At 63.4% G+C, this 19478-nt stretch carries 16 protein-coding genes, 2 tRNA genes and 1 pseudogene; 2 read left to right on the forward strand and 17 right to left on the reverse strand.

Annotation, left to right across the window (positions count from 1 at the left end):
* Positions 1-46 precede the first annotated feature (46 nt).
* Both gndA and ABD283_RS00085 read right to left on the reverse strand, forming a co-directional pair.
* Positions 47-1504, reverse strand: coding sequence for an NADP-dependent phosphogluconate dehydrogenase (gndA, locus tag ABD283_RS00080; protein WP_344223035.1), 1458 nt, complete (start codon positions 1502-1504; stop codon positions 47-49).
* Positions 1505-1611: 107 nt separating this feature from the next.
* Positions 1612-1682: transfer RNA gene (locus tag ABD283_RS00085), tRNA-OTHER, on the reverse strand.
* A 317-nt stretch (positions 1683-1999) separates the two neighbouring features.
* Here ABD283_RS00085 and ABD283_RS00090 point away from each other — a divergent pair.
* Both ABD283_RS00090 and ABD283_RS00095 read left to right on the forward strand, forming a co-directional pair.
* Positions 2000-2072 (forward strand) — tRNA-Val (locus ABD283_RS00090).
* 155 nt (positions 2073-2227) lie between these two features.
* Positions 2228-2905 (forward strand): histidine phosphatase family protein, encoded by a 678-nt coding sequence (locus tag ABD283_RS00095; protein WP_344223037.1) that lies wholly within the window; start codon positions 2228-2230, stop codon positions 2903-2905.
* A gap of 4 nt (positions 2906-2909) precedes the next feature.
* Here the strand turns inward: ABD283_RS00095 and ABD283_RS00100 are convergent, their stop codons facing one another.
* From ABD283_RS00100 to murC, 15 genes and pseudogenes are all read right to left on the reverse strand, one after another.
* Positions 2910-3932: a zinc-dependent alcohol dehydrogenase family protein gene (locus ABD283_RS00100; RefSeq protein WP_344223038.1), complete on the reverse strand. Its 1023-nt coding sequence runs from the start codon at positions 3930-3932 to the stop codon at positions 2910-2912.
* Positions 3933-4002: 70 nt separating this feature from the next.
* A complete protein-coding gene (locus ABD283_RS00105; RefSeq protein ID WP_344223039.1) occupies positions 4003-4575 on the reverse strand; it encodes a hypothetical protein in 573 nt (190 codons plus the stop codon).
* 254 nt (positions 4576-4829) lie between these two features.
* Positions 4830-5306: pseudogene (gene nrdR, locus ABD283_RS00110) on the reverse strand (transcriptional regulator NrdR); the annotation flags it as partial.
* A gap of 3 nt (positions 5307-5309) precedes the next feature.
* On the reverse strand, positions 5310-6689 hold the full coding sequence (hisD, locus tag ABD283_RS00115) for a histidinol dehydrogenase (RefSeq protein WP_344223041.1): 1380 nt from the start codon (positions 6687-6689) through the stop codon (positions 5310-5312).
* Positions 6690-6786: 97 nt separating this feature from the next.
* Positions 6787-10281 (reverse strand): DNA polymerase III subunit alpha, encoded by a 3495-nt coding sequence (dnaE, locus tag ABD283_RS00120; RefSeq protein WP_425552778.1) that lies wholly within the window; start codon positions 10279-10281, stop codon positions 6787-6789.
* Between the two features lie 183 nt (positions 10282-10464).
* Entirely contained in the window at positions 10465-11442 is a 978-nt protein-coding gene (locus ABD283_RS00125; protein WP_344223044.1) for an RluA family pseudouridine synthase, read from the reverse strand.
* Positions 11435-12037, reverse strand: coding sequence for a signal peptidase II (gene lspA / locus ABD283_RS00130; RefSeq protein WP_425552775.1), 603 nt, complete (start codon positions 12035-12037; stop codon positions 11435-11437). The genes ABD283_RS00125 and lspA overlap by 8 nt, the downstream gene beginning before the upstream one ends.
* 6 nt (positions 12038-12043) lie before the next feature.
* Positions 12044-12742 (reverse strand): DivIVA domain-containing protein, encoded by a 699-nt coding sequence (locus ABD283_RS00135; RefSeq protein ID WP_344223045.1) that lies wholly within the window; start codon positions 12740-12742, stop codon positions 12044-12046.
* A gap of 120 nt (positions 12743-12862) precedes the next feature.
* Complete coding sequence (locus ABD283_RS00140; RefSeq protein ID WP_344223046.1) at positions 12863-13159, reverse strand: YggT family protein; 297 nt, start codon at positions 13157-13159, stop codon at positions 12863-12865.
* A 2-nt stretch (positions 13160-13161) separates the two neighbouring features.
* The gene (locus tag ABD283_RS00145) at positions 13162-13686 is read right to left on the reverse strand and encodes a cell division protein SepF (protein WP_344223048.1); all 525 of its coding nucleotides are present in this window, start codon (positions 13684-13686) and stop codon (positions 13162-13164) included.
* A gap of 63 nt (positions 13687-13749) precedes the next feature.
* Positions 13750-14577: a YggS family pyridoxal phosphate-dependent enzyme gene (locus tag ABD283_RS00150; protein WP_344223049.1), complete on the reverse strand. Its 828-nt coding sequence runs from the start codon at positions 14575-14577 to the stop codon at positions 13750-13752.
* Positions 14574-15377 (reverse strand): purine nucleoside phosphorylase YfiH/LACC1 family protein, encoded by an 804-nt coding sequence (locus ABD283_RS00155; protein WP_344223050.1) that lies wholly within the window; start codon positions 15375-15377, stop codon positions 14574-14576. The genes ABD283_RS00150 and ABD283_RS00155 overlap by 4 nt, the downstream gene beginning before the upstream one ends.
* 108 nt (positions 15378-15485) lie before the next feature.
* The gene (gene ftsZ, locus ABD283_RS00160; protein ID WP_344223051.1) at positions 15486-16733 is read right to left on the reverse strand and encodes a cell division protein FtsZ; all 1248 of its coding nucleotides are present in this window, start codon (positions 16731-16733) and stop codon (positions 15486-15488) included.
* A 256-nt stretch (positions 16734-16989) separates the two neighbouring features.
* A complete protein-coding gene (locus ABD283_RS00165) occupies positions 16990-18015 on the reverse strand; it encodes a cell division protein FtsQ/DivIB (RefSeq protein ID WP_344223052.1) in 1026 nt (341 codons plus the stop codon).
* A complete protein-coding gene (murC, locus tag ABD283_RS00170; RefSeq protein ID WP_344223053.1) occupies positions 18015-19424 on the reverse strand; it encodes a UDP-N-acetylmuramate--L-alanine ligase in 1410 nt (469 codons plus the stop codon). The genes ABD283_RS00165 and murC overlap by 1 nt, the downstream gene beginning before the upstream one ends.
* Between the last annotated feature and the right edge of the window lie 54 nt (positions 19425-19478).

A 19478-nucleotide genomic window follows, 5' to 3' on the forward strand; every position in this document is an offset into this window, starting at 1 on the left:
TGGAAAGGTGGCCCGCGGCGTCGTTATTGGTTCTAAGTCCTGGGAATCAGGAGACGACCTCGGAACGATCACCGCTCCACAGGACGTGGAACGAGCTCTCGGGATCGTCCACGCGCTTGTAGGTGTGCGCACCGAAGTAGTCGCGCAGCCCCTGGGTCAGGGCGGCGTTCAGGCGCGGGCGTCGCAGTGCGTCGTAGTAGGCCAACGCGGAGGAGAAGACCGGTGCCGGGATGCCGCGTTCGACCGCGCGAGCGACCACGCGGCGCCATGCGGGCAGCGCGTCTTCCATGGCAGCGACGAACTCGGGGGCGAACAGCAGGTTCAGCGGATCCTTGTCCCCCGCGTAGGCCTCCATGATCACGTTGAGCAGCTCGGCACGAATGATGCAGCCCTCGCGCCACAGGCTTGCGATGGTTGCCAGGTTCAGATCCCAGCCGTACTCGCGACCGGCCATCGTGAGCATGTCCAGGCCCTGGGCGTAGGAGACCAGCTTGGAGGCGTAGAGCGCCTTACGGACGTCTTCCACGAACTCGGGATCCTCGACCACGTCCTCCGTGGTGTCGCCGATTCCGGCGGGCAGGATCTCCTGGGCCTCGCGACGCATCTGGGGTTCGGAGGACGAGAGTGCGCGGGCGAATACGGACTCGGCGATGGCCGTAACGGGCGAGCCGAGTTCGAGTGCTTCCTGCACCGTCCAACGGCCGGTGCCCTTCTGGCCGGCGGCATCAGCCACGATGTCGATGAACGGCTTACCGGTTTTATCGTCCACCTGGCGCAGCACGTGCGCGGTGATCTCGATCAAGTAGGAGGAGAGCTCGGTCTTGTTCCACTCGTCGAACACGTCCGCCTGCTCGGCGGGTTCCAGGCCGGCCACGGAACGCAGCAGCTCGTGAGCCTCACCAATCACCTGCATGTCCGCGTACTCGATGCCGTTGTGGACCATCTTGACGAAGTGACCGGCGCCGTCCGTGTCGATCCAGGCGCAGCAGGGCTTACCGTCGTCGGCCTTGGCGGAGATGTCCTCGAGCATGGGGCCCAAGCTCTTGTACGACTCTTCTGAACCACCCGGCATGATGGACGGACCGTTCAGGGCGCCCTCCTCACCACCGGAGACACCAATGCCCACGAAGTGCAGGCCGTTCTCAGCGCATTCACGCTCGCGACGGCGGGTGTCCTGGAAATAGGAGTTGCCGCCGTCGATGATGATGTCGTCTCTGTCGAGCAACGGGGTGAGCTGTTCGATCACGGAATCCACGGGGGCACCCGCCTTGACCATCACCAGGATACGGCGGGGCTTCTCCAGGGAGTCCACGAGTTCCTGCATGGTTTCCGTGCGGATGAAATCACCCTCGGAGCCGTGTTCCTCAAGGAGAGCATCCGTCTTACCCACGGAACGGTTGTGAAGAGCCACGGTGTAGCCGTGACGAGCGAAGTTGCGGGCGAGGTTTGCGCCCATCACCGCGAGACCGGTGACACCAATTTGTGCTTTCTTATCTGCAGCCATGGCATAAGCCTACGCACCGCCCGGGGGTCTGAGCAGGGATTGCCCTTTGTTCCCACGCTCACAATTGGGCATGAGAAAACCCCGGACCGTGAGGCCCGGGGTTTCAATGGTGGAGACCGACGGAATCGAACCGCCGTATCTGTCACGCCCGAAGGCGATCTAGCGCACCAGCGTCCCCTGGTTCGAACGCACCTCTCGGCGCCTTCGTGACTACTACGTTAACTCATGGTTGCCCGTTCGTGCCACTCCACGCGGTGTTAATCCGCTCACACGATGCGCGCGAGCAGGCCATCGGACGTCGGGCGGTTGGTCAGGACTCGGACGATACGTTCCGGACCAGCGTTTGTTCCAGCAGATCAGCAGTGAACAATTGCGTGACCAACAACACACAACCGAACGTTCGGTTGCAGTTGTCAGAAGATACCTACGTGCAGGTAAGCTATACCCCAATCGGGTGCTGGCGGCTGCATCAGTTATGTCCACCCGATTATAAAAGGGCCTTTAGCTCAGCTGGTAGAGCGCTACGTTTACACCGTAGATGTCATCGGTTCGATCCCGGTAGGGCCCACCGAAGAAACGCAGAAGAGACCACCGCAAGGTGGTCTCTTCTGCGTTTCCGGGCCTGAGGGCTTCTCTCGGTTTCACTTGGCGTACCGCACCGGTCAGAATGGTGGGACATGCGTTGAACCAGACAGTTTCGGTTCCCGTTCTCACCATCGAAAGGTGTCTTCACCCTTGCGGCTCATACTCGTTCGACACGGTCAGACCAGCTCCAATGTGGGTCACAACCTGGACACTGCCGCCCCCGGCGCTGACCTCACGGATCTGGGGCGGGAACAGGCCGAGGCGCTGGTGAACACCTTGGGGGATGAACCGGTCCGAACGATGTTCGTGTCCGATCTGGTGAGGACGCAGCAAACCGCTGCTCCCCTGGCCGCCACCTTCGGCCTCGAGCCGATCATCCGTGAAGGGCTCCGAGAGATCTCCGCGGGTGATCTGGAAATGGCCAACGACGAGGAATCGATCCAGACCTACGTGCGGACCGCCGTGGGCTGGTCCGCGGGCGACTGGAATACTCGAGTCCCGGGCTCCGAAGAAGACGGCCACGACGCGATCCGTCGATTCAGCGCCGTCGTCTCGGAAGCTGTCGAAGGCGCGGCCCACGGGGAAGTACCCATCCTGGTCTCCCACGGGGCCATCATTCGTGCCTGGACCGCAGCCCGGTGCGAGAACATCGGCGTGGACTTTGTGGCGCACAACGGGCTCTCCAATACCGGCGCGGTGATCATCGAGGGCTCTGACGACCGCTGGGTGGTGACTCACTGGCAGGAACAGGCTCTGGGTGGCGCGCCGCTCGAGGACCCAGCGACCGATGGCGCGGCTGCGGATCCCATCCGCTGATTGCTCAGACCGTCAGCAGCACCTTAGTGGCCCGGCGTTCGTCCATGGCCGTGTAGCCCTCCGCGGCCTGCTCCAACGGCAGTGTCAGATCGAAGACGTCACCCGGGGTAATCTCACCCTTCATGATCAGGTCGATCAACTCCGGCAGGAACCGGCGCACAGGAGCGGGACCGCCGTGCAGGTGGACCTCGGACATGAACAGCTGGCCGCCGTCGATGGATATTCCATGTGAGACACCCACGAAACCCACGTGCCCTCCCGGACGCGTGGACTTGATGGCCTGCTGCATGGCTTCCTGAGTTCCCACAGCCTCGATGACGCAGTGCGCACCCAGGCCGCCGGTCAGTTCCTTGACCTTCTTGACGCCCGCGTCACCGCGCTCTTCCACAATGTCGGTGGCGCCAAACTTGGTGGCCAGGGCTTGGCGGTCCTTGTGCCGGCTCATCGCAATGATGCGCTCGGCGCCCAGCTGCTTGGCGGCGAGAACCCCGGAAAGGCCCACGGCGCCGTCGCCGACCACCGCAACTGTCTTGCCCGGCCCGACTTCGGCGGCCACGGCGGCGAACCAACCCGTGCCCAGGACGTCCGAAGCCGCCAGCAGATGAGGAATCTGCTCATCGGTCGGCTGGGACGGGGTTGCGACCAGCGTGCCGTCGGCCAGAGGAATGCGTGCGTACTCGGACTGTGTGCCGATCCCGCCCATGCCCACGTTGTTGACGCAGCGGCTCTGGTAACCGTCCTGGCAGATTTCGCACGTGTTGTCCGAGGCGAAGAAGGACCCAATCACGAAATCCCCGACCTTCACGTTCTTGACGTCGGCGCCGACTTCTTCGACCACGCCCACGTATTCGTGGCCCATGGGTGCGGGTTCCGGGATATCGCCGTAGCCGCGGTAGGGCCAAAGATCAGAACCGCAGATGCACGTAGCGGCCATGCGAATGATGGCGTCCGTGGGTTCTTCGATGACCGGATCCGGGCGATCTTCGACTCGGATATCACCGGGGGCGTGAATCATGACACCGCGCATAATGAGACTCTCCTTGAATTGGTGTGCGCCGTATTCTTACCGGTCGGGCTGCGAATTTCCCGAACGGTGATTACAGATGCGTGTCGTCGATCCATCGGTTGAATTTCATGCGCAGCGCGCGGTCCAGTCCGGCCAGAATGCCGCCTACCTGGAGGGCCGTATTCAGCCAGCCGGGCAGCTCGAAGGTCGGGACGGAAAAGTCGAGGAGGCGGCCCGCAAAGTTCAGCAGCTCCGGGAGTTGGGTGACGATGGCCAGGAACAAAACGATCCAGGAGCATACAGAAATAATTTTGTCGGCAGTTGGATGATTGACCGAGAATTTTGCGCGTCGGTCCTCACCCGTTCCCTCACTGGGCCGGAAAGATTCCGCAGGCTGGCCGTTCAGATGCACCAATCGCACGTACTGCATTCCGTACAGCGACAATGCGGCTTCCACCGTCGCGTGTTCATCCACGCGCAGCCTGGCAGGCGAGTTGTCCACGGCCACGAATTCGCCGTCCCGGTACAACCGGATCTTCTCCGAGAAATCGAAGAAGTCCACGTCCGCAACCAACAGCGAGCTCTGGTATTTCAACTCGAAAGTCGACCGCCACAGCCAATCCCAATTCTTGTACGGCGGAAGGTGTTCCGGATTCTTGACCACGCACGTTCCCTTCGGCAGCGGGGCTCAGCTGAGAGTTCTGTTGCCCAGCGTAAGCGATGGGGTCACCCCTACAGCAGCCGCGGCTGAGTTGCTGCTTCCGGTTGCTTCTTTGCGGCACGCTTTCGCCGGGGCTTGGGTTCGCTCTCCCCCGCCTCGTTGGCTGCGGTCGGTGACGACGCCGCAGCGGCGCCTTGCGATGGCTTGCGCGCCGGGCGGCGTCGTGCGGCGGGTGCGGTGTTGCGGCGGGAGGTGTCCGGAACGAGGGTCTGCTGTCCGGCCAATTCCGCTTGTTGATCGCGGAGCACTTCGATGGCGCGTTCGAAATCTTCGAGGCCCTCGAACGCTTGGTAGACCGATGCGAATCGGAGATAGGCCACCACGTCCAGCCGCCGCAGCGGCGTCAGGATGGCAAGCCCAACATCGTGGGCGTCAATCTCCGCGGAGCCCGAGGCCCGCACCGATTCCTCGACTTCCTGAGCGAGCATGGCCAGGTCGTCCTCGCTCACCGGGCGCCCCTGGCAGGCCTTGCGCACGCCATTGACGATGTTCTGACGGTCGAACGGTTCGGTGACGCCCGAGCGCTTGATCACTGAGATCGACGTAGTCTCCAACGTGGAGAACCGGCGCCCGCACTCCGTGCACTGACGACGCCGTCGGATGGCGGTGCCGTCATCGGTGGTGCGGGAATCGACCACCTTGGAGTCATTGTGTCGGCAGAACGGGCAGTGCACGGATCAGCCTTCCCGGCCGGATGATTCGGAGCGGATGGTCACAGCGCGACCGTGGGCCGGAAGGTCCTCGCTCGAAGCAAGCGCCACGATGTCGTCCTCGAGCTCAGCCAGTGCTTCCTGGCTGTACTCAATGACCTGTACGGCCTTCATGAACGAGGCTGCGTGCAGGCCGGAGTTGAAGACCGCCGTACCGCCGGTGGGCAACACGTGGTTGGAACCGGCCGCGTAATCGCCCAGCGGAACGGGGCTGTAGGAGCCGATGAAGATAGCACCCGCGTTGCGCACGCGTCCTGCCACCTCGCGGGCGTTCTCCGTGTGAATCTCCAAGTGCTCGGCGGCGTATGCGTCGGCCACCTCGATGGAACGATCCAAGTTGTCCGTGAGTACCACGCCAGACTGGGGGCCGCGCAAGGCGATCCCGATGCGTTCGTGGTGTTTGGCCTGGGGCACCTGAACCGCCAGCTCGGCTTCCACAGCGCGAGCCAACTCAGCAGACTCGGTGATCAGCACCGAGCCGGCATCCGGATCGTGTTCCGCCTGGGAAATCAGGTCCGCTGCCACGAATCGAGCATCCGCGCTGTCATCGGCAATGATGGCAATCTCGGTGGTGCCGGCCTCGGCGTCCACGCCCACGATGGAGCGTAACTGGCGCTTGGCCATGGCCACAAAGATGTTGCCGGGCCCGGTCACCGTGTTCACGGGTTCCAGCTCATCCTCGCCATCGGTCAGCCCGTACGCCATGGCAGCCAGCGACTGCGCACCACCGATAGCCCAGACCTCGTCCACCTCGAGCAGCCCGGCCGCTGCCAAGATCACGGGGTGCGGCAGTCCACCGAATTCCTTCTGCGGCGGAGTGCATAACACCACCGATTCCACCCCGGCCGCCTGCGCGGGAACCACGTTCATGATCGCCGACGACGGGTACACGGCCAGCCCACCGGGAATATACAGACCAGCGCGCTTGACCGGGGTCCACCGGTGATTCAGGACAGCTCCGGGTGCGATCTCCACCTCGACGTCCGCCGGGCGCTGTGCCTTAGCGAAACGACGGGTGCGATCGATGGCTGTTTCCAGGCCCTTGCGCACGGCCGGGTCCAGCTCAGCCACGGCCTTTTGGATCTCTGCCGGATCGACTTTGATCCGTCCCTGGTCGACATCATCGAACTTCTGGGCGTACTCGCGGATGGCAGCAGCGCCGTTGACCTGGACGTTCTCGATGATCGAACGCACGCTGGCCTCAGCCTCCGCCACGGACGACGCCGTTTGGCGGGGTACCGCATGGCGCAGCTCGTTCCAGCTCAGGTGCTGTCCACGCAGGTCGATGACCCGCAGGAAGCCGGAGGGAGTAGTTGCGCTTGCAGAATCCAGAGTTTGTTCAGTCACCCTTCCATTCTACAAGCGCGCGACACCGCCCCCGGGAATCCACGGACCGAAATAGTCAGAACAGCGGACATCCTGGGCCGGTCGTCCGAGACCTTGCTCACGCTTCCAGACAGGCCGGGCCCAACAACACCTTGAGATCTCCGAACAACGCGGGCGTCGGATTGACCCGGTACTCCGGTCCGAGGCGCAGCACCTGCAGTGACCGGTGGGTGTCCAAATGGATGCGAACCTCGGACTCACCCCGGTGATTGCGCAGTACCTCCCCGATCTGGCGGATGGTGGCTTCCGTGGCTCGATGCTCGGGCAAAGCCACACACACCGGACCGGTGGAGCCATCCACACTGAGCTCAGGAACCGTGAGTTCTTGAGCCGAGATGGAGATGGAACCATCATCGCGGCGCTGCATGCGTCCCTTGATCACACAGATCAGGTCCTCTGCCAGCACGCCGGCAATTGGCGCGTAGGCCTTGCCGAAGAACATGATCTCGATGGACCCGGAACGGTCCTCAAGCTCGATCCGCGCGTACGCGTTACCGGAGGTCTTGGCGATCCGTCGCGACAGGGACGTAATCATGCCGCCCACGGTCACAACGGCGCCGTCGGGCCGGTGATTGTCATCGGACAACAGCGGCTGGATGGCCGTGTCCGTGTACTGGCTCAGGGCGTCGTCGAGCCCGCGCAACGGGTGGTCCGACACGTAGAGGCCCAGCATTTCGCGCTCGAAGGCGAGCATGTCCTTGCGTTCCCACTCGGGGACGTCCGGCACCTCGACCGAGAACGTTTCCGCCTCGGGATCTTCCGAACCGCCCATCGCGAAGAGGTCGAAGGTGAACTCGCCGTTGTCTTCCTTTTTCTTCTGGGCGACCACGTCCTCCACGGCCTGCTCGTGGCACATGACCAGACCGCGGCGGGTATGTCCGAGCTGATCGAAGGCACCCGCCTTGATCATGGATTCGATGGTGCGCTTATTGCAGACCACCGCGGGCACCTTGGCCAAGAAGTCGTTGAAGGAGGTGAACTTCTCCTTCTCATTACGGGCCTTGACCATGGCCTGCACCACGTGGGCACCCACGTTGCGCACAGCTCCCATGCCGAAGCGGATGTCCGTGCCGACAGGAGTGAAGTTCAGCTCGGACTCGTTGACGTCCGGTGGGAGCACCGTGATTCCCATGTGGCGGCACTCTGTCAGGTAGAGCGCCAGCTTGTCCTTGTCGTCGCCCACTGAGGTGAGCAGCGCGGCCATGTATTCGGCCGGGTAGTGGGCCTTGAGGTACGCGGTCCAGTAGGACACCAGGCCATAAGCTGCGGAGTGCGCCTTGTTGAAGGCGTAGTCGGAGAATGGGAGCAGGATGTCCCACAGCGACTTGACGGCCGCCTCGGAGTAGCCGCGGTCGATCATCCCCTGGTGGAAGCCCTTGTACTGCTTGTCCAGCTCGGCCTTCTTCTTCTTACCCATGGCGCGGCGCAGAATATCTGCTTGGCCCAGCGAGTAACCGGCCACCTTCTGCGCAATGGCCATCACCTGCTCCTGGTACACGATCAGGCCGTAGGTGGTGTCCAGGATCTCCGCAAGCGGTTCTTCGAGCTCGGGATGGATGGGGGTGATTTCCTGCGCGCCGTTCTTACGCAGCGCGTAGTTGGTGTGCGAGTTGGCGCCCATGGGTCCCGGGCGGTACAGCGCAATGGTCGCGGAGATGTCCTCGAAGTTGTCGGGGCGCATGAGCTTGAGCAGCTGACGCATGGGACCACCGTCCAACTGGAAGACACCCAGCGTCTCGCCCCGGGCCAGTAAGTCGTATGACTCCTTGTCGTCCACGTCCAGCTGCTCCAGGTCGAGCACATAGCCGTCACGGTTGAGCGAAATGTTCTCGATGGCGTCAGAGATGATCGTGAGGTTTCGCAGCCCCAGGAAGTCCATCTTGATCAGACCCAGGCCCTCACACGTGGGGTAATCGAACTGGGTGATCACCTGACCGTCTTGCTCTCGTCGCATGAGCGGGATGATGTCGATGAGCGGGTCCGAGGACATGATCACGCCGGCCGCATGCACGCCCCACTGGCGTTTGAGCCCTTCCAGGCCTTGCGCGGTCTCGAAAACCTTCATGGACTCCGGGTCATCGGACAGAGTGTCGCGGAGCTCGCCGGCCTCGTCGTAGCGCTTGGCGTCCTGGTCGTAGACGTCCTTGAGCGAGATGCCCTTGCCCATGACGTCCGGCGGCATGGCCTTGGTGAGCTTCTCGCCCATTGAGAACGGGTAACCCAGCACTCGGGACGAGTCCTTGAGTGCCTGCTTGGCCTTGATGGTCCCGTAGGTGACGATCATGGCCACGCGTTCGTCGCCGTACTTCTCGGTCACGTAGTGGATGACCTCGGACCGACGCCGATCATCGAAGTCCACATCGAAGTCAGGCATGGACACGCGGTCCGGGTTGAGGAAACGCTCGAAGATGAGTCCGTGCTGAAGCGGGTTCAGCTCGGTGATGCGCATCGCGTACGCCACCATGGAACCGGCACCGGAACCACGCCCGGGTCCCACCCGAATGCCGTTGTCCTTGGCCCAGTTGATGAAGTCGGCCACAACCAGGAAGTATCCCGGGAAGCCCATCTGGATGATAATGCCCTTCTCGTACTCCGCCTGCTCGCGCACGTCATCCGGGATGCCGCTCGGGAACCGGTAGTGCAGGCCCTTCTCGACCTCCTTGACGAACCAGGACTCCTCGTTCTCGCCTTCGGGAACCGGGAACCGGGGCATGTAGTTGGCGGAGGTGTCGAACTCCACGTTGCAGCGTTCGGCGATCTCCAGGGTGTTGTCGCACGCTTCCGGGAAGTCGCGGAACAATTCGCGCATCTGTTCCGGCGACTTCAGGTAGAACTCGTCCGCGTCGAACTTGAAACGCTTGGGGTCCTGCAGCGTGGACCCCGACTGAACACACAGCAGCGCAGCGTGGGACTTGGCGTCCTCGGCGTGGGTGTAGTGCAGGTCGTTGGTGGCCACCAGCGGCAGATTGAGTTCCTTGGCGAGCTTCAGCAGGTCCTGCGTGACGCGCTTCTCGATACCCAGGCCGTGGTCCATGAGTTCGCAGTAGAAATTTTCGGCACCGAAGATATCGCGATACTCAGCGGCCGCCTGGACGGCCTGGTCGTACTGCCCCAGACGAAGGCGGGTCTGCACTTCACCGGAGGGGCAACCGGTGGTTGCGATCAGGCCCTTGCCGTACTGGTTCAGCAGCTCCCGGTCCATACGCGGTTTGTAGAGCTGACCTTCCAACGACGCCTTGGTCGAGGCGCGGAAGAGGTTCTGCATGCCCTGGCTCGTTTCAGCCAGCAGCGTCATGTGGGTGTACGCACCACCACCGGAAACATCATCACGGCCGCCGTCCGCGAACTTCACGCGGGTTCGGTCCTGCCGGGCGGTACCCGGGGTCAGGTAAGCCTCCACGCCGATGATCGGTTTGATTCCGGCGTTGCGCGCACGGCTCCAGAAGTCGAACGCGCCGAACACGAACCCGTGGTCCGTGGTGGCCAACGAGTCCATGCCCTGGCGGTGGCACTCCTCGAACAGATCGTCCAGGCGTGCAGCACCGTCGAGCATTGAATACTCGGTGTGTACGTGGAGGTGGGTAAAGCCTTTTTTGCCGGTCGCCGTGGTCACCGGACCAGTCTAGGACGCGTCTCCGACAAGCTCACGTTCCGGCGAACGCGATCTGTGCCTCATCCGGACGGCGACGGCCAACGACGCCGCTCGAGCGCCCAGTTGCCACCGGTCACCGCGCTATCAGAGTTGCGGTCCGCCCTCTCGCAGGGTTTCCACCGCGAACGCGAGATCCGCGGGATAAGCGCTCTCGTACTCGACGTGCTCCCCCGTCTCCGGATGGGCGAAGCCGAGTTTCTTGGCGTGCAACCACTGCCGTGTGAGCCCTAGCCCCGCCGACAGGGCAGGGTCCGCCCCGTAGGTCAGGTCACCGGCACACGCGTGTTTGAGCGCTGAGAAGTGAACGCGGATCTGATGGGTGCGCCCGGTTTCCAGGTGCACCTCAACCAGCGAGGCCCGCCCGAAGGCTTCCAGCACCTCGTAGTGGGTAATGGAATCGCGGCCGTCCTCCAGGACGGCGAAGCGCCATTCATGCCCCGGATGCCGACCGATGGGAGCATCAATGGTGCCCTTGAGCGGATCCGGAATCCCTTGCACCACCGTGTGGTAAACCTTGGTCACCGTGCGTTCCTTGAAGGCCCGCTTGAGCACGGTGTAGGCGTTCTCGTCACGGGCCACCACCATGAGCCCGGAGGTCCCCACGTCCAAACGGTGCACAATACCTTGCCGTTCCGGCGCCCCGGAGGTTGAAATGGACACGCCCGCACCGGCCAACGCCCCGACCACCGTCGGGCCCTTCCACCCGGGTGACGGGTGGGCTGCCACCCCGGCCGGTTTGTCGACCACCACGTAGCTGGGCGTCACGTGGACCAGTTGGAGATCCGCAACGTGCTGCGGGGCTATGCGCGTGGGGTCCTCCGGCACGGGAACGTCCACCGCGTATGTCTCCGAGGTCTCCACGCGGTGCGACTTGGCCACCGGCCGTCCCTTGAACAGCACCCGGTCGTCGGTGCACAACTGGGCTGCTGCGGAACGCGAGAGACCCGTCCAGGCCGCCACGGCGGCGTCGGCGCGCGCACCATCGAGCTCGTCGGACACGGTGAACCGTTCCGAGACGAACTCGGGTTCGGAACCGGTGGGGCGGGTGCGGGAGTCAGTCATTCTTGAGTGCGGGTCCTTCGATTTCGGAATCGTTAGCGGTGGGTTCCTCGGCGTCGACTCCTCGGTGCCCGGCGGGCTGGGTCATGTCCCGGTCCCCCAGGATCAAGATCATGATCACGCCAATGCCCACCACCACACCGCAGTCGGCCAGGTTGAAGATCGCGAAATTGGGGACCGCGATGAAGTCGACCACGTGCCCCTGCCCGAAACTTGGTTCACGGAACAACCGGTCGGTGAGATTCCCCGCGGCTCCGCCAAGTACCAGGCCCAGGCCCACAGCCCAGAACGGGTGCCGCACTCTGCGCAACGTCAACGCGATGAACACCACCACCACCGCCATGACGACCGTGAAGATCCATGTGTAATCCGAACCGAGCGAGAACGCGGCGCCGCTGTTACGGATGTGCTGCCACCACAACAGACCCGGGATCACCGGGAACTGCTGTCCGAGGGGCAACTCGGCCACGACCCACAACTTGGTGAGTTGATCCGCGCCATAGATCAGCGCGGCCACGATCAGGGACAGAATGAGGCAGCGGCGGCCCCGACCCGAAGGGGTGGGAGCCGCCGCTGTCTCGCGAGCTTGATGCGACACCGAGTATTACTTGGCCACGGTGCGGTTGGAAGCGTTACCGGAGGGCGCGTTGTCGGGCGCCAGGGATCCGGTGGAATCGATGTCACGCAGCTGACCGTTGATGAAGTTCTTGAGGTTGCTGCGGTAATCGCGCTCGAAAGTACGCAGTTCGCTGACGGAAGCCTCCAGGCGGGACTTCTCCTTCTCCAGAGTGGAGAGGGTCTCTTCCTTGGTGCGCTTGCCATCGGAGACGAGCTTGTCGGCCTGGGTGCGGCCCTCGGAGATGAGGCGCTCACGCTCCGAACGGCCCTGTGCGACGTACTCATCGTGGAGCTTCTGAGCCATCGCGAGCACGCCGGCCGCGGACTCGACCGATTCGGCGCGCGGCTGAGCAGCGTCCGTGGCGGTGCCCGTGGTTTCGGTCGCTGTCGGGGCAGCGGCAGAAGCCGGGGCGGTGGTTTCGCGGACCTCGGTGGTCTCCGAGGCCTCGACGGTCTCCTGAGGGGCAACCGGCGCGGAAGCCGCGGAGTCTCCGCGCTGCTCGGGAGCAACCTGGCCGCCTGAGGTTTCGACCTGCTTGCGCAGATCCTCATTCTCCTGGTTCAAACGGCGCAGTTCGACCACGATCTCGTCCAGGAAGTCATCGACCTCGTCCTGGTCGTATCCCTCGCGGAACTTGGTGGGTTGGAACCGCTTATTGATGACGTCTTCTGGTGTCAAAGTCATGTGAGTGCTTCACTCCTACTTCTAATCAAGCCGCGAAGGCCAGGCCTCGGTCAAGATAATTAACGCTAAGGATACAACTACGGCGTAACCAACGCTCGGTTATCGGGGTGTCACCGACACTTATCCCCGCAACAACATCCCCCACAGGATCGATTGGATGATGCTGACTGCGAAGACCAGGATGAGGAAACCCAGGTCCAGGGCCACGCCACCGAACCGCAGTGGCGGTACAACCCGTCGCAACAGGTTCATGGGCGGGTCGGTAACCGAGTAGATGACCGACGCTGCGATCAACATGATCCCCTGTGGCCGCCAGCTGCGGGCGAACATCTGTACCCAGTCCAACACGAGCCGGCCCAGTAACGCCACATAGACGAGATGGACCACCAAGTACAGGATGGAGAGGATGAGGTTCACGATCAGCCCTCGGCCTGTCCGTAGGACTCGGTGTCGTCGTCGATGTCATCGGTGTGTCCCTGGTCGCGCACCTCCACGTAGGAGGGGGTGAGCAAGAACACTTTGGCCGTGACTCGTTCGATCGAGCCGTGGAGTGCGAACACCAGACCGGCCGCGAAGTCCACGAGACGCTTGGCTTCCGCCTCTCCCATGTCGGAGACGTTCATGATCACGGGGGTGCCGTCTCGGAATGCTTCGCCAATCGACTTGGCGTCGTTGTAAGAGCGGGGGTGCACAGTGGTGATGGTGCGCAATTCGCTGTCGTCCTCTCGGGAACTGGGGGCCCTTCTGATGGGCGTCACGGGGGCTCGGTACTCCGGGGAACGACGTGCAGCGACACCGTTTCCGGTCTCACCGACCACTGCGGTGGAACCGCTTGCCGGCGTCTGTGTGACTTCCCGGGGACGGCTGGTCTCTTCGGAGGTGTAGTCGTCGTCGGTCTCGGCGAGGCCGAGATAGATCATGGTACGACGCAGCGCTCCGGCCATAGTCTCTCCTCAATCACTGGGCGGGTGGGAAAAATACCACCCGCAAAATTATCTCTCATTACGCTACCGCACGGTGGGACGCGCCCCGAGGACATCCGAGCCGATCCGCACGTGAGTGGCCCCCGCGGCCACGGCGGCTTCCAGGTCTCCGCTCATGCCCGCCGAGACGGCAGTGGCACCGGGATAGTCGCTTTGCAATTGCTGGGAGATCTCCCACAGTCGCTCGAAAGCCTCGCGAGGTTCGCCATCCTTGGGCGCCACGGCCATCACTCCGGCAAGTTCCAGGCCGTCGGTCTCCGTAACCTGTCGCGCGAGCTCCGCCACCCGTGACGGATGGGCTCCCCCGCGTTGCGAGTCTTCCCCGGCTCGGGGATCCAGATTCACCTGGAGGCAGCACTTGAGATCCGCTGTGGCGCACGGACCGGGGGAAACATCACCACTCTCCGCTGCCGCGCGATGATTGCCCACGGCCTTACCCAGGGCGGTGATCAATGACTCACGATCAACGGAATGCACCCAGGAGGCATACCGCACCACGCGCTTGGCTTTGTTTGACTGCAACTGACCGATGAAATGCCACACGGGTTCGCTCACGGCGGGCTCACGCTGCACAAGTGCTTGCGTGACCTCCTGCGCCTTGGGCAGAACTTCCTGGTCCTTGTTCTCGCCGACGGCGCGCACCCCCAGATCCCGCAGCCTCACCACATCCTGCGCGGGGAAGAATTTAGTGACCACAATCAGCGCTGGCAATTCGCCGCCGTGAGCGCGGTCTTCGCTGCGGAGCTCGGACGCATCGAGGATTCGTTGTCTCACCGCGGACAAGCGTTGAGCCAGTTCCGCGGTGCGTGCACGGTCAGAGGGAGTCGACAGTTGATCTTCGGAGTGGGTCACAGTGTGTCCTTTCCGCCGGTCGTGGCCGCCGAGGGCACCCACACGACACCTGCGAGGCGAGAAGTCGTCTTATCGCGCCGGTAGGAATAGAGCGCGTCGTGTTCCAGGGTGCACCATTCGGAACGATCAGCGCCGGTTTCGGCTACCTGCACCTCGAGTTCTTCGAGCAGGGTGCGCGCAGCACCAGGTAGATCGAGTCCGGGGGTCTGCCACGAGGTCTCGGCCTCGATCCCAGGAAGGAGCCGGGCGGATTCGGCCCGCATCTCCTCTGGGACTTCGTAACAGGCACCACAAATTGCGGGCCCCACCCAAGCGGTGATGGTCTGGGCCCCGAGTTTCCGCAACCCGTGCACCGTGTTCTGGAGAACTCCGTCCAGTAATCCGCGCCGTCCCGCGTGCGCCACAGCGGTCAGCGGGACGTTCGTCTCTGCGCGTTCGGCCACGAACACCACGGGGAGACAATCCGCCGTGAGCACGGCCAAGGGTGTTCCGTCCTCGCTGATTGCGGCGTCCGCCTCGGGTGCTTCGGGCACCGCGGAAGTCCCAGGCATCTCACGAGCTCCGGATGCGTGGAGGTCATCCGTGTCGCCCGCAGAGTGAGCCGAGAAGGACACGACTGTCGTTCCATGAACCTGACGCATGAATCTCAGTGACTCCGCAGGAAGGCCCAGTTCTTTCTCCAGCGCGGCACGGTGAGCCGCAACCTGGGCGGGGTCCTCCCCCGTGTGCGCGGCAACATTGCCTTCGGACGCGTCCGTGAACGCAATGGCCGCGCCCGCGTGCTGGTCGGTGAACCACACGACCCATCATCTCCTCACCACATGACAACGGGGTGGGTACCGCTTGGCGATACCCACCCCGTGATCCAATCTTTCGGGGGTCAACCCGGCGGGCAGTGCCCGCTCAACTCACTTCAGGAAATCCGGGAAGTCCAGGGAATCCTTGCGTGACGAGCTGGACGAGGAGTTCGAGGACTCGCCCTCGGCGGGTAGGTCAACGTCGAAGCCGGCGTCGTCCGGGATGTCGTCTTCCTGCGACTGGCGTGAGCCGAAGGACTGCGAGTTGTTGTTGCCGTAGGAAGAGCCACCGCGCTGCGGGGAACGACCCACGCCCGAAGGACGGGAGGCGTCACCACCGAATGCGGCACGGGTGTTGGCCGCCTGACGCTCTGCCGGGGAAGAGTTATTGGCGTTGGTTTCCTGCGAGACGGAGTCAAACCCGGCGGCGATCACGGTCACGCGAGCTTGGTCACCCAGGGCGTCATCGATCACGGCGCCAAAGATGATGTTGGCCTCCGGGTGAGCGACTTCCTGCACCAAGCGAGCGGCCTCGTTGATCTCGAACAAACCGAGGTCGGAACCACCCTGGATGGACAGCAGCACGCCGTGGGCACCATCGATGGATGCCTCGAGCAGCGGGGAAGCAATGGCGAGTTCCGCGGCCTTGACGGCGCGATCCTCGCCCTGTGCAGAACCAATGCCCATGAGCGCGGAACCAGCGCCCTGCATCACGGACTTGACGTCCGCGAAGTCCAGGTTGATCAAACCCGGGGTGGTGATCAAGTCGGTGATGCCGGAGACACCGGACAGCAGAACCTGGTCAGCGGACTTGAACGCGTCCAGCATGGACACGTTGCGGTCCGAGATGGAGAGCAAGCGATCGTTGGGGATCACGATGAGCGTGTCGACCTCGTCGCGGAGCGTCTCGATGCCGTTCTCAGCCTGGTTGGAGCGGCGGCGACCCTCAAAGGTGAACGGACGGGTGACCACGCCGATGGTCAGCGCGCCCAGGGAGCGAGCGATGCGTGCCACGACCGGGGCACCACCGGTACCGGTGCCACCACCTTCACCGGCGGTCACGAAGACCATGTCAGCACCCTTGAGTACTTCCTGGATTTCTTCTTCGTGATCTTCGGCTGCCTGGCGTCCGACATCGGGGTTGGCGCCGGCACCAAGACCACGGGTCAGTTCGCGGCCGACATCAAGCTTGACGTCAGCGTCTGACATCAGCAGTGCTTGAGCATCGGTATTGATGGCGATGAACTCAACGCCGCGCAGACCTTCCTCGATCATGCGGTTGACGGCGTTGACACCGCCGCCGCCGATTCCGACCACCTTGATGACAGCCAAGTAGTTCTGGGGGGTTGAGGAGTCCATATGCACCTAACTCGCGTGGGGCTTACCGACACCCGTTCCGCCAATCCAGTAAGTTCAAGAATTACTTGAGACTTGAGCGATTTATGCGCGAACGGTTATGTCGCATTTCATGTCGACCTTAGAGTACCAATCACCAGCGGGTTCTCCATATCACGACCGCTTGTGTTTCCTGATGAGTCGCTGTTGCCCCTGATCACAGAGGGGATGACCTACCTTCAACGTGAGCTTGAAGCTAAGATATGGCGTAATTCCAGAGTTATTTGATCGTCGGGTGAAGGGGCGCGGAAACGTCGTATTCGCTACCGCCAGCTGTTTCCTCGTCACTCGCGAGAGCGGCCAACACCTGAGCCTTCAATTCACTGTCCGAGGAATCCCCCCAGATCGCTTTGCGCCCGTCCACGAAAGTGAGCTCGACCGATGATTCGGATGGCGCCGAGGCGCTGTCGAGTTGTGTCAGAACACTGGCGGGTAGCGCCGCAAGAACTTCGGAGATGGCTGCGAACTTGTTGGTGCTCAGCACGTCTCTGCCGCCCTCGATCATGGGCACGTCGGGTCGGTCGCCCTCCCCGTAGCTCGCCAGCTGCTGGCCCTGGGAGTCGACGAGGATCATGTCCTGCCCCTCCTGCACCGTGGCAACGCCCACTCGCTCGTGCAGCTGCACGGTGATGGTGTGCGGGGGTTCCAGGACCACGTCCACTGATTTCACCTGCGGCACATCGCCCACCGCGGCGCGGACCTCCTCCTTGGAGATCCGAGTCAGAGGAACGCCCTCGAAGCGTTGCAGAGCTTGCTCCACATTCTGGGGGTCCGTCAGCCGCGCACCCTCCACGTCGATCGATCGAGTGGCGAACAGGGGCGAGAAGAACACGATACCCACGAACAAGGCCGCAAGGAGCAATGCGGTGAGTAGCGCGAGCAATCGCTTGCGGCGGCGTCGGCGATGGGAACTGCGAGGAAACGCAACCACCGTGTCCGGATCGTCCGGGTCCTGCTCGGTGTCGTTTTCCGAAGATTCAGCCTTGGCGGCTTTGCGACGCTGCCGCCACGAGGAGAACCGCCCGCCCGGAAGCGGAGTTTCTTGCAACTGGCCAGTGTCGACGCGCGAAACCTTGGACTCGTCATTAACACGGACGCGCACCGGGTCGTTGTCACCGGTGTCGTCGAAACCATTGTGGTCGGCGTCGTCGAACGCGCCGTCCTCGTGGGGTTCGTGCCGCTGGGGATCCTCGGAATCAGGGTCCCAGCCCAGGCGCGGTTGATGCGGTGGTGTGGGCCTGACCATTAGTTGAGCGCCAACCCGTCCACGATCTTGGGACCGAGCGCGGTGATGTCGCCGGCACCCACGGTCAGAATCAGGTCACCCTCGCCCGCGGACTGCAGGACCGCACCAATGGCCTCTTCGGCCTCCGGCGTGGACACCACTCGACCGGACGGCGCCAGGTCCGCAATGGTTGCCCCGGTGATGCCCGGCATCGGCTCCTCGCGCGCCCCGAAGACGTCCAGAACGTACGCGTGATCGGCCAACTCCAAAGCTGCAGCGAACTCGGCCGCAAACTCCCGGGTGCGTGAGTACAGGTGCGGCTGGAAGATCGCGTGCACCTTGTGTTCACCCGCGACTTCCCGGGCAGCCCTCAGCGCAGCCTGGACCTCGGTGGGGTGGTGAGCGTAATCGTCGAAGACGCGCACCCCGCGAGCCGTTCCCTTTAAATCGAAACGTCGTGCCGAGCCGTGGAACTGTCCCAGCCCATCGATCAGCGCTTCCGGCTCTGCCCCTGCGGCCAGTCCGGCGGTGAAGGCCGCGGCGGCGTCGGCAATGTTGTGCGCCCCCGGGACCAGCAGGTCCAATTCCAAAGAGCTGGGCTCTCCCCCTGCCAGGGCGAACGTCAGGGTGCAATGCGAACCAACGCCCCGCGCCTCGATGCCCGAGATGACCACGTCCGCGGCAGGATCCAGCCCGTACGTCAAGACCGCTTCACCGGTAGCACGACGACGCTCAGCAAGGTTCCGCGAACCCTGGTCATCGAGGCAGGCGACCAACGTTCCGCCGGGACGGACGGTTTCCGAGAAGCGATCGAAGGAGGCGAAGAACTCTTCGGCCGAGCCGTAGTGGTCCAGGTGGTCCGGTTCCACATTGGTGACCACCGCGATTTCGGGGTGGTAAGCCAGGAAAGAACCGTCGGACTCGTCCGCCTCCGCCACGAACCACGCGCCGTCGGCAAAGCCCGCGTTGGCACCCAGATCAGCGACGAACGCGCCAATGGCCCATGACGGGTCCAGACCAGCTGCCCGGAAGGCCACAGTGGTCATGGAACTCGTGGTGGTCTTCCCATGAGTTCCCGCCACGGCGACGACCCGCCGACCGTGCATCGCGGAGGCCAAGGCCTCGGACCGGTGCACCACGCGCAGACCCCGCTCCCGCGCAGCCGCAAGTTCCGGATTGCTGGGTTTGATGGCTGTGGAGATCACCACGGTGCCGGCGCCGTCCACGTTCTGGGCCTGCTGACCCACGAACACCGTGGCGCCGAGTTCCTCGAGTTCGCGAAGCCCTTTCGAGTCCTTGGCGTCGGAACCGCTCACGTCCACACCGCGGGCCAGCAGGAGTCTCGCCACGGCAGACATGCCTGCCCCGCCCATGCCGATGAAGTGGACGCGCCCCAGCGTATGGGGATCGAGCTGGACCTGGGAGTTCACGGTGTCTCCTCCGAACGGGAAGTGGGAAGTAATGGGTTCCGAGTGATCGGGACT

The sequence above is a fragment of the Kocuria atrinae genome (assembly GCF_039531425.1).
Taxonomy (GTDB): Bacteria; Actinomycetota; Actinomycetes; order Actinomycetales; family Micrococcaceae; genus Kocuria; species Kocuria atrinae.